Genomic DNA, 9,565 nt, shown 5'->3' on the forward strand with positions numbered 1-9,565 from the left:
GGGTTTCTTTGGCTCCATAATCCGTGGAAGACCGGTACGGGCTGGAGCGTGCGGGTGTAGCAAGCCACGGCGTAAGGCACGTAAGCCGTAACCGCAGCCACCGCACCCAGCTGCCCCCTCAGCTGGAACCGCCACCGACCTCACACTACCTCTGGACAAATGCTGGCGCTGCGGTGACAATGGAAGCAACGAAATATCACCATACGAAAAGGGGTACGTTCATGCGGATTGAAAACGATGCGATTGGTGCGGTAGAAATACCCGATGATGTCTGGTGGGGGCCACAAACGGAGCGGTCGCGCCACAACTTTGCGGTGGGCCCCGACATGCCGTTACCAGTGATTCGGGCGCTGATTGAAATCAAACGCGCGGCGGCGAAGGTCAACGGCAGTCGCGGCAACCTCGAACAACCAATTGCGGATGGCATCGTGCAGGTGGCGAGCGCGTTGTTGACGTTCAATGACCACGACCTGCGTAGTCAGTTCCCGTTGAAGGTTTACCAAACCGGTTCCGGGACGCAGACCAACATGAACGTTAATGAAGTAATTGCGCACCAGGCCAGCAAAGCCGCCGGGACCACCGTTTTGGCTAACGACCACGTCAACCAGGGGCAGAGTTCCAACGATACTTTTCCCACCGCGATGCACATGGCCGCCTACGCTGCTTTGGGGTCACTCGTAAGCACCATTCAACACACCGTGGGCACCATGAAGACGCAGGAGCAACAGTACCACCGCACCGTTAAGCTAGGTCGGACACACTTACAGGATGCGACCCCGATTACCTTTGGCCAGGAGGTTTCCGGCTGGCGCGCCACGCTGGAACAGGACATTCGGGCGATTACCGCCGCCCGTGATACTTTGCGGGCGCTGCCCCTCGGTGGCACCGCCGTCGGTACCGGGCTGAACACCACTCCGGCGGCCACAAAGGCGATTATTACACAGTTGATTAGCGATTCGGGCGTGGCTTATACGAGTATGACTAACAAGTTCCACGGGCTGTCTGCGCACACCGAGCTGACCAACGCGCACGCGGCCGTGAAGACGCTGGCAACCGACCTCATGAAGATTGCTAATGACATTCGCTTCCTGGCGAGCGGTCCACGGGGTGGGTACGGCGAGCTGACCATCCCCACTAACGAGCCTGGTAGCTCCATCATGCCGGGCAAAGTGAACCCCACCCAGGCCGAGGCACTGACCATGATTGCGACCCGGGTAATGGGCAATGACGTCACCATCAGCGTGGCTAACAGCCAGGGCAACTTTGAAATGAACGTGTATAAGCCGATTATCATCGCGACTTTGCTGGAATCCATCACGTTGCTGCGTGGTGGGCTGGATCAGTTTAACCGCTTGCTCCTGACCGGGCTGACCGCCAATGCTGACCGGATGCGCGCCGACGTGGACGGCTCGTTGATGACGGTGACGGCGCTGTCGCCGCACATTGGTTACGAGGTGAGCGCCCGCATCGCCCAGCATGCGTTGCGCGACGGGACCACGCTCCGTGAGGCGGCCCTGAAATCAGGTAAAGTCACCGCGGCGCAATTCGACGAGTGGGCGGACCCGCTCCAGATGACGCGTGTAGACGACTAAATAATGGAGGGGCGCATGTGATGCCCAGCGAAGAAGAAGTGATTGAGTTAAGCGGCCGGGTGGCCAAAATATTACTGGAGAACGGCGCCGAGACTTCCCGGGTTGAGGCACCGCCGAGTATATCGGTCAGGCTGCCGGTCTGCAGTTAAGCTGCCATGCGACCATGACCGCTGTGTTTGTCGACGCGCAAACCGAAGCCCACACGCACCTGATTAAGGTGCGCACGGGTGACTTTAACCTGCAAAAAGTGGACGAGATTAACTCGGTTTCGCGGGCGTTCGTGGGTGGCGAGATCGACTTTGACCAACTCCAGCAACGAATTGAGGCGATTGACCGCAAAGTGATTGACTTCACCTGGCCGCAGAAGATTTTCGGTGCTGGGTTGGTGTCCGTGGCCCCAATGTTACTGTTTAAAGCCACGTGGGCGGACCTCGCCTGGGCCTTTTTCGTCGGGATTGCTGGTTATTTAGCGTCCCAGTGGGTTGGACGGCAAACCACCACGCCGTACATTACCTCCGCGGTGGGCGGGTTTACCATCGCCCTGTTAGCGGCGGCACTAGTGCAGTGGGGATGGGCCACCAGCAGCGACAATATCATTATCAGTGCGCTGATGCCGTTGGTTCCCGGCGTCGCGTTGACCAACTCGTTACGTGAACTCATCGGTAAGCACACCATCTCGGGGATGGTGCGCGCCGTTGACGCCGTCCTGGTGGCGGGTGCCATCGGCGGTGGTGTGGTGTTGGGCGCGGTGCTGGTCCGCATACTGGCGGGGGTGTGACGCGTGGATATTATCGTAATACTAACGGAAATTGTCTTCGGCTTTCTCTCCTCAGTCGGTTTTGGCGTAATTACTAACGTTCCGCGGCGCACCCTGATGGCGTCGGGCATTACTGGTGGCTTGGCCTGGGGTGTGTACGTCATTGTGGACCAAGTTTCCGGTAACCTGATTCTGCCGAACCTATTAGCGGCGGTGACCATCGGCGTACTGGCGAACATTGCGGCCATCGCGGTGCGTGCCCCGGTGAACGTGATGTACGTGCCGTGCCTGGTGTCCCTGGTGCCGGGGGCCATTATTTACATGAGTATGAAGGATTTCACTTTGGGCCACGACGCGACGGCACAGCAGGGGCTGATTAAGACCCTGACGGTGGCGTTTGCCCTTGCCATTGGCTTCGTGCTGGCTGAGGCGCTGATGAACCAACTGCGGCCGTGGATAAAGCGGCTGATGCGGCGGGCGTAGATCGCCGTGTACACAATAGTGAGAAGGGATGAGGATGATGAATTTGTTGACGGAAGTAATGGCAAAGTTGGACCAGGCAGAGCCCGACATTATTCGTATTCGGCGGGAGTTGCACCAGCACCCCGAGGTTTCGTTTCACGAACAGTGGACGTCCCAGTACATCCGTGACTTTTATGCGGATCTGGACTGCACCGTTGCAGACTTTGGCTACGGCTACGGCTTTGTAGTTGACATTAAGGGCGGGCAACCTGGCCCGGCATTGGCGTTGCGTGCCGATTTTGACGCCCTTGCGGTGCAGGAGGACAACGATTTACCGTTTAAGTCTCAACAGGCGGGCGTGATGCACGCTTGCGGGCACGACGGCCACACCGCCTACATGATGGTGCTGGCGCGCACGCTGATTGGGGTACGTGACCAGTTGCCAGGGAGCGTGCGGATTATCCACCAGCCCGCCGAGGAGGTCTCGCCTGGCGGTGCGAAGGGAATGCTGGCGGCCGGCGTGCTGGAAGGTATCGATAACGTGATTGGTGCCCACGTGATGACGTCGATGCCGACCGGGACGGTAGGCTATCATGTCGGGGCCACGCAGACCGGGCGGGCGAACTTCACGATTACCTTCACGGGCAAAGGTGGGCACGCATCCATGCCGCAGTTGTCCAACGACGCCATTGTGGCCGGCAGCTACTTTGTGACCGCGCTACAAACCGTCGTTTCCCGGCGTATCGACCCGTTCGATACTGCGAGCGTGACAATTGGTTCGTTTGATGGCGTCGGCTCGTTCAACGCCATTAAGCAGGCGGTAACGCTGAAGGGTGACGTGCGCGTGATGAAGGAAAGCACGCGTACCACCATTCGCCGGCAAATTGAGCAGATTGCGCACGGGGTTGAAGCAATGTTTGGTGTGGTCGCGAAAATTAATTATGACGACAACTATCCCGTCTTGATGAACGATGCAAAGGTGACGATGCAGGCGGTGCACAACATCCAGGCTGCGGCCATTCCGCAGATTCAGGCGGTGACCGATGTGGGTACGCAGGATCCGTCCGAGGACTTTGCCTACTTTGCTCAGAGTAAGCCGAGCACGTTCCTGTACGTTGGTTGTGACCCGGATGACGGGCAAAGCCACCCGCACCACAGTCCCAACTTCCTGATGAACGAGGACTGCCTACTCATCGCGGCCAAAGCCGTGGGCGCCGCTGCCATCGGCTATCTGCGAGGGCGCGAATAGTGACCGGTTGCAGTGACGCGGTGGCTCCGGTTGGCGGTTCTGGCCGGTGTGGGTGCTGTGGGGTACTGCGACTTTGTGGACCGCTCCACGGTGACCGCTGCTAGGGCGAAACCTTCAACCGGCAAAGTGCGCCGGTTTCCGGTGCGAATTCAAGCCTGCCGACAAAAACCGTCGTCAGTCTTTAATCTCGTCGCGCTGTACGTCGCCTGCGGCTCCTACAGCGGTACCCCCTAACAGCGGTCACCGTTCCGGGTCCAGTCGTCTCCGCACCCCACTACACCCACACCGGCCAGAACCACACTTGCGAATGGACTTACGAATGACTTGCACGACCTCAACCGTCAGCATTGCCCCAGTTCGGTAGCAGTGGACAGTCACGGTATGCTTACGTGGCAGGTTATACGCCAAAACCCGGACAGCAGAACGTGCCTAGAGGGAAATTCATCGCGTACCCACCAGAATAATGAAGACACTACAGGTAACTAGTACGGTTGAATAAAAATATGGGTGGAGATTCAGGCCGTGAGATTAGATACCACGAATTATCGGGAAACCACGGGTGGACTTCGTGGTAGGCCGCGTCGGCCGAACCGGTGAGCGGAGGCGTGTGGGGTCGGAGTGGTAACACTGCCAGGGGGTACCGCAGTAGGAGCCGGAGGCGACGTACTGCGCGACGAATTCCTAGACCGGCCGGTGGTTTTCCGGACGGGCTTGGAATCGCGGCGAAAACACGCCCGAGTTTGGCGGGTTGGAGCCTTCGCCCTAGCTGTGGTTACCGCGGAGTACCCCACGAAAGCCGCAGTTCACCGGTTCGACCGACGCTGCCGGCAGAAACACCAAAAACCGCTTGTGTATTTGTGACAAGCGTTTTTTTTATGGCATAATTATCCTGTTTTGACGCGGTTCGTTCCCCAACTGGTTTTTGTTTCAGTAAATTGGTCAAAACGTTTGATTTCGTCATGGAAGGGTGTATACTGACAAGTTGTCACATGACATAGCGTCACATTATTTTGACGAAAGGGGGCGGCCTCATGCCGAAACCAACATTTTTACGGTTACCCGCAGCCAAGCAGGAACGCATGATGGCGGCGGCCAAGGTGGAGTTTAGCCGTGCGGTCTTTGCCAAGGCGTCGATCTCTAACATTATCGAACTTGCTGGTGTCCCTCGGGGCAGCTTTTACCAGTATTTTGAGGACAAACAGGATATCTTTTTCTACTTATTAGAGACGGATGGACAACGGTTTGCGGACTCATTTAAGGAAATTATTGAGGCGCATCAAGGTGACTTTTTTTGCAGCGGTCACGGAATTTTTCGACGTGACGATTGACCGGCTGTTGCAAAGTGATGACGCGCAGTTTTACAGCAACGTCTTTGCCAACATGAGCTTCAAGTCGGCCAGCCATTCGGCGTTTGGTGAGGCGGTACATCGCCCAACAGACGCTAAGCATTATTTGGAGGAGCACATCGACTTTGCGGGGCTCAAGATTAACACCACCCCGCAGAAGCAATTGTTGTTCCGCACCGTGATGGGCGGCTTCGCTCAGTCACTGGGTTACCATTACAATCATCTTGACGGCGAGCAGCCGGACACCGTCGCCGACGTGAAAAAGCGGATGGCGTGGCTACTCGACTGGTTACAAAACGGTGTGTTACTGAAGGAGGATACGCATGCTTAAATTAGCAAAAGGCCGCATATCGTACTGGGCCGTTATTGGTGCAGTGCTGTTTATGGCCATCCAGGTTGTCAGCAACCTGTACCTCCCCAACTTAACGTCAGACATCGTGAATAACGGCGTCGAAACTGGGGATATTAACTACATTTGGCGTAAAGGTGGCGAGATGGCCATCTTCGCGTTGATTAGCGTTCTCGCTGCCGTGATGAACGTCTTCCTGGCCGCCCGCGCATCCCAGCGTCTCGGTGCCAACATTCGGAAGGACATTTACCGCAAAGTAATTAACTACTCCCACGACGAAATGGACACCGTGGGGACAAGTTCCCTGATTACGCGGACCACGAACGACGTGGTGCAGATTCAGAACGTGGCCATCATGTTCTTGCGGATGATGATCATGGCGCCAATCATGCTGATTGGGGCCAGCTTCCTGGCCTACCAGAAGGACCACACGTTAACGCAGATTTTCCTGATTGTGATTCCGATTATGATCGTGTTCATCGGCTTGATTATGTACTTTGCGGTGCCGTTGTTCCGTAAAATGCAACAAAAAAACCGATAACATCAACCTGGTCTTCCGTGAAGGTCTGACCGGTGTGCGTGTTATCCGTGCGTTCCGGCAGGACCAGTTTGAACAGGACCGCTTTGAGGGCGTGAACAAGGATTACACCAACAACGCCGTGAAGGTCTTCTCCATTATGGCGCTGATGGTGCCCGTGATGACCCTGGTTATTAGTGGTACTAACGTCGGTATCGTTTGGTGGGGTGGTCACCTGATCGCCGCCCAGGCCACGAATACTGGTAACATGATTGCCTTCATGACTTACGCGATGCAGATTCTGATGAGCTTCATGATGTTGGCGATGATTTTCGTGTTCGTACCCCGTGCCCAGGCCTCTGCGGTCCGGATTAACGAGGTGATGAACCAGGATTCGCCGATTGAATCCAAAGCTGACGCGCAGAACTTCGACGGCACTACGCCAGAACTACAGTTTGACGACGTTGAGTTCCGTTACCGCCACGCCGAGCAGCCAGCGCTAGTTGGGGCCAACTTTGATATGCACGCCGGCCAAACGCTCGCCATTATTGGTGGGACCGGTTCGGGTAAAACTACGCTGGTTAACCTGATTCCGCGGTTCTACGACGCCGAGAAGGGTTCCGTGCGCGTTAACGGCATTGACGTGAAGGACGCCGACTTGAAGGCATTGCACAAAGAGGTTGCCTTTGTCCCGCAGAAAGCCGTGCTATTTGCCGGTACGGTCCGCGAAAACATGCGCTGGGGTAACGCCGATGCCACCGATGATGAGATTTGGCACGCACTGGAGATCGCGCAGTCGCGTGACTTCATTGAGGAAGAACCAGAAGGCCTGGACTACATGGTCGAACAGGGTGGGGCCAACTTCTCTGGTGGTCAGCGCCAACGTTTGGCAATTGCCCGTGCACTGGTGAAGCCAGCGTCCATCTACGTCTTTGACGACTCGTTCTCCGCACTGGACTTCAAGACTGATGCCAACCTGCGTCAGGCCCTTAAGGACGACCCGGCGATTAGCTCCAAGGTCGTTGTGATTGTGGGTCAGCGTGTTTCCACGGTGGCTGACGCCGACCAGATTGTGGTATTGGATGAAGGTAAGGTTGTCGGTATCGGTACGCACGATGAGTTGAAGGCCAACAACGAAACTTACCAAGAAATTGTTAGCTCACAGATTCGGGAAGGGGATAAAGCGTAATGGCTGAAACAAAACCAAGTAGTACCCCTAGCCGCGGTCATGGCCCCATGTCCGGCCCTGGCGTCGTCGAGAAGCCGAAGAACTTTTGGCGGACGACCGCCCGTTTGCTCGGCTACATGAAGAGTCGGCTGGCCGCAGTCATCTTTGTGCTCATCATGGCCATCGCTTCCGTGTACTTCCAAATTCGGACGCCAAAGATTTTGGGTAAGGCTACCACCGAGATTTTCAAAGGTGTGATGAAGGGCCAGTCGGAACAAAAGGCCGGTATCCACATTAGTACGTACCCCATTAACTGGGATAAGATTCAAACCATCGTGCCACGGTCATTATCATGTACCTGGCCAGCGCGCTCTTTAGTTTCTTGCAGCAGTTCATCATGACGCGGGTTAGCCAGCGGACGGTTTACGATCTCCGTCGCGACTTCAAGCTTAAGATGAAGAAGGTGCCAGTCCACTACTACGACGCGAACAACAATGGTGACATTATGTCCCGTGCCGTTAACGATATGGACAACATCGCCAGCACTCTGCAGCAAAGTTTGACCCAGATGGTGACGTCAACCATGACGTTCATCGGGACGTTGTGGATGATGCTGACCATTTCCTGGCAGTTAACGCTGATTGCGCTAATTACAATTCCGTTGTCCATTGCGGCCATCGGGATTGTGGCACCGAAGTCCCAACGCTTCTTTGCCGCCCAGCAGAAGTCACTGGGATTAATTAACAACCAGGTTGAAGAAACTTATGGCGGCCAAGTGATCGTCAAGAGTTTCAACCGTGAAGAAGTCATGGTGAAGCAGTTTGAGGAAGAAAACGAGCGGTACTACCAGGCTGCCTGGAAGGCGCAGTTCGTGTCCGGGATCATGATGCCGCTGATGACCTTCATGAACAACATCGGTTACGTCTTTGTTGCCGTCGTTGGTGGTGTGCAGGTTGCTAACGGGACCGTAACTTTGGGTAACGTGCAGGCCTTTCTGCAGTACACCCAGCAGTTTGCACAGCCGATATCGCAGTTGGCCAACCTCTCGAACACGATTCAGTCGACCATCGCGTCAGCCGAACGTATCTTTGAAGTGTTGGACGAACCCGAAATGAAGAACGAACCGTCCGGCTTGCCAGCGGAGGCCAAGACCGACGAAATTATCAAGTTGGACCACGTGAAGTTGGTTATCCTGGGGCCGAAACGCTGATGGACGACTACAACCTGGACGTGCAGTCCGGACAGATGGTCGCGATTGTGGGGCCGACCGGTGCCGGGAAGACGACCGTGATCAACATGCTGGAGCGGTTCTACGACGTTACGGGTGGCTCTATCCGTCTGTGGGGCAAAGACACACGGGATATGACCCGTGAAGAATTACGTAGCCACTTTGCAATGGTGCTCCAGGATACGTGGCTCTTCACCGGGACGATTTGGGACAACCTGAAGTACGGGCGTGAGGACGCGACCGACGAGCAGATTCTGAACGCGGCCAAAGCGGCCCACGTGGACTCGTTTGTACGCCAGCTACCTGACGGTTACAAGACGGTGCTGAACGAAGAGGCGTCGAACTTGAGTCAGGGGCAGCGGCAGTTACTGACGATTGCCCGGGCGTTCGTGGCGGATCCGGAAATCCTGATTTTGGATGAGGCCACTAGTTCCGTGGATACGCGGACTGAGATGCACATTCAGCACGCCATGGAGCGTTTGCTGAAGAACCGGACCAGCTTTGTGGTGGCACACCGGTTGTCGACGATTCGCGATGCCGACAATATCATCGTGATGAACCACGGCTCCATCGTCGAGACGGGTAACCATGACGCCTTAATGGCGAAGAATGGTTTCTACGCCGACCTATACAACAGTCAATTCAGCGGCAACGTCGTACTATAACGGCGTTGACCGTACGGGCCAGCTCTCCATTGTGGGGAGCTGGCCTTTTTCTGTGCACTGGCGCCGGTCTGCGTTGCCAGCCTGGTTCCGGTGATTGGGGGTGTGCCCGCGGCGGCTACTAGCCTCACGCTCACGCCCGTGCCGGGCTACCGCGAATTGCCGTAGCCCGAGCAAAAACCGCTCGGTCTAGCAATTTGATTCTGTACGTCGTAACTGCCAGTATGTGCTGAAG

At 56.1% G+C, this 9,565-nt stretch carries 5 protein-coding genes and 3 pseudogenes; all 8 read left to right on the forward strand.

Translation table 11 applies throughout. From position 1 onward, the window contains the following. Positions 1–221 precede the first annotated feature (221 nt). The 8 genes and pseudogenes from JCM12539_RS11760 (at position 222) to JCM12539_RS11795 (ending at position 9,333) form a co-directional block, all read left to right on the forward strand. Positions 222–1,592: a class II fumarate hydratase gene (locus JCM12539_RS11760; protein ID WP_225350373.1), complete on the forward strand. Its 1,371-nt coding sequence runs from the start codon at positions 222–224 to the stop codon at positions 1,590–1,592. Positions 1,593–1,612: 20 nt separating this feature from the next. Then, positions 1,613–2,370, forward strand: a pseudogene (locus JCM12539_RS11765) (threonine/serine exporter family protein). Between the two features lie 3 nt (positions 2,371–2,373). Then, a complete protein-coding gene (locus JCM12539_RS11770; RefSeq protein WP_338043280.1) occupies positions 2,374–2,832 on the forward strand; it encodes a threonine/serine exporter family protein in 459 nt (152 codons plus the stop codon). A 37-nt stretch (positions 2,833–2,869) separates the two neighbouring features. Further along, a complete protein-coding gene (locus JCM12539_RS11775; protein ID WP_054651714.1) occupies positions 2,870–4,060 on the forward strand; it encodes an amidohydrolase in 1,191 nt (396 codons plus the stop codon). 1,031 nt (positions 4,061–5,091) lie between these two features. Further along, the gene (locus JCM12539_RS11780; RefSeq protein WP_054651706.1) at positions 5,092–5,388 is read left to right on the forward strand and encodes a TetR/AcrR family transcriptional regulator; all 297 of its coding nucleotides are present in this window, start codon (positions 5,092–5,094) and stop codon (positions 5,386–5,388) included. Next, on the forward strand, positions 5,342–5,737 hold the full coding sequence (locus JCM12539_RS11785) for a hypothetical protein (protein WP_156302198.1): 396 nt from the start codon (positions 5,342–5,344) through the stop codon (positions 5,735–5,737). The genes JCM12539_RS11780 and JCM12539_RS11785 overlap by 47 nt, the downstream gene beginning before the upstream one ends. Beyond that, positions 5,730–7,461, forward strand: a pseudogene (locus JCM12539_RS11790) (ABC transporter ATP-binding protein). The gene JCM12539_RS11785 and the pseudogene JCM12539_RS11790 overlap by 8 nt, the downstream one beginning before the upstream one ends. Next, positions 7,461–9,333: pseudogene (locus tag JCM12539_RS11795) on the forward strand (ABC transporter ATP-binding protein). Before JCM12539_RS11790 ends, JCM12539_RS11795 begins: the two co-directional pseudogenes overlap by 1 nt. The last annotated feature ends 232 nt before the right edge of the window (positions 9,334–9,565 follow it).

The organism is Lacticaseibacillus pantheris DSM 15945 = JCM 12539 = NBRC 106106 (assembly GCF_001311175.1).
GTDB lineage: Bacteria > Bacillota > Bacilli > Lactobacillales > Lactobacillaceae > Lacticaseibacillus > Lacticaseibacillus pantheris.

Coding starts and splice junctions, on each gene's coding strand:
- JCM12539_RS11760 (WP_225350373.1), top strand. CDS start 222: ATGCGGATTGAAAACGATGCGATTGGTGCGGTAGAAATACCCGATGAT.
- JCM12539_RS11780 (WP_054651706.1), top strand. CDS start 5,092: ATGCCGAAACCAACATTTTTACGGTTACCCGCAGCCAAGCAGGAACGC.
- JCM12539_RS11775 (WP_054651714.1), top strand. CDS start 2,870: ATGAATTTGTTGACGGAAGTAATGGCAAAGTTGGACCAGGCAGAGCCC.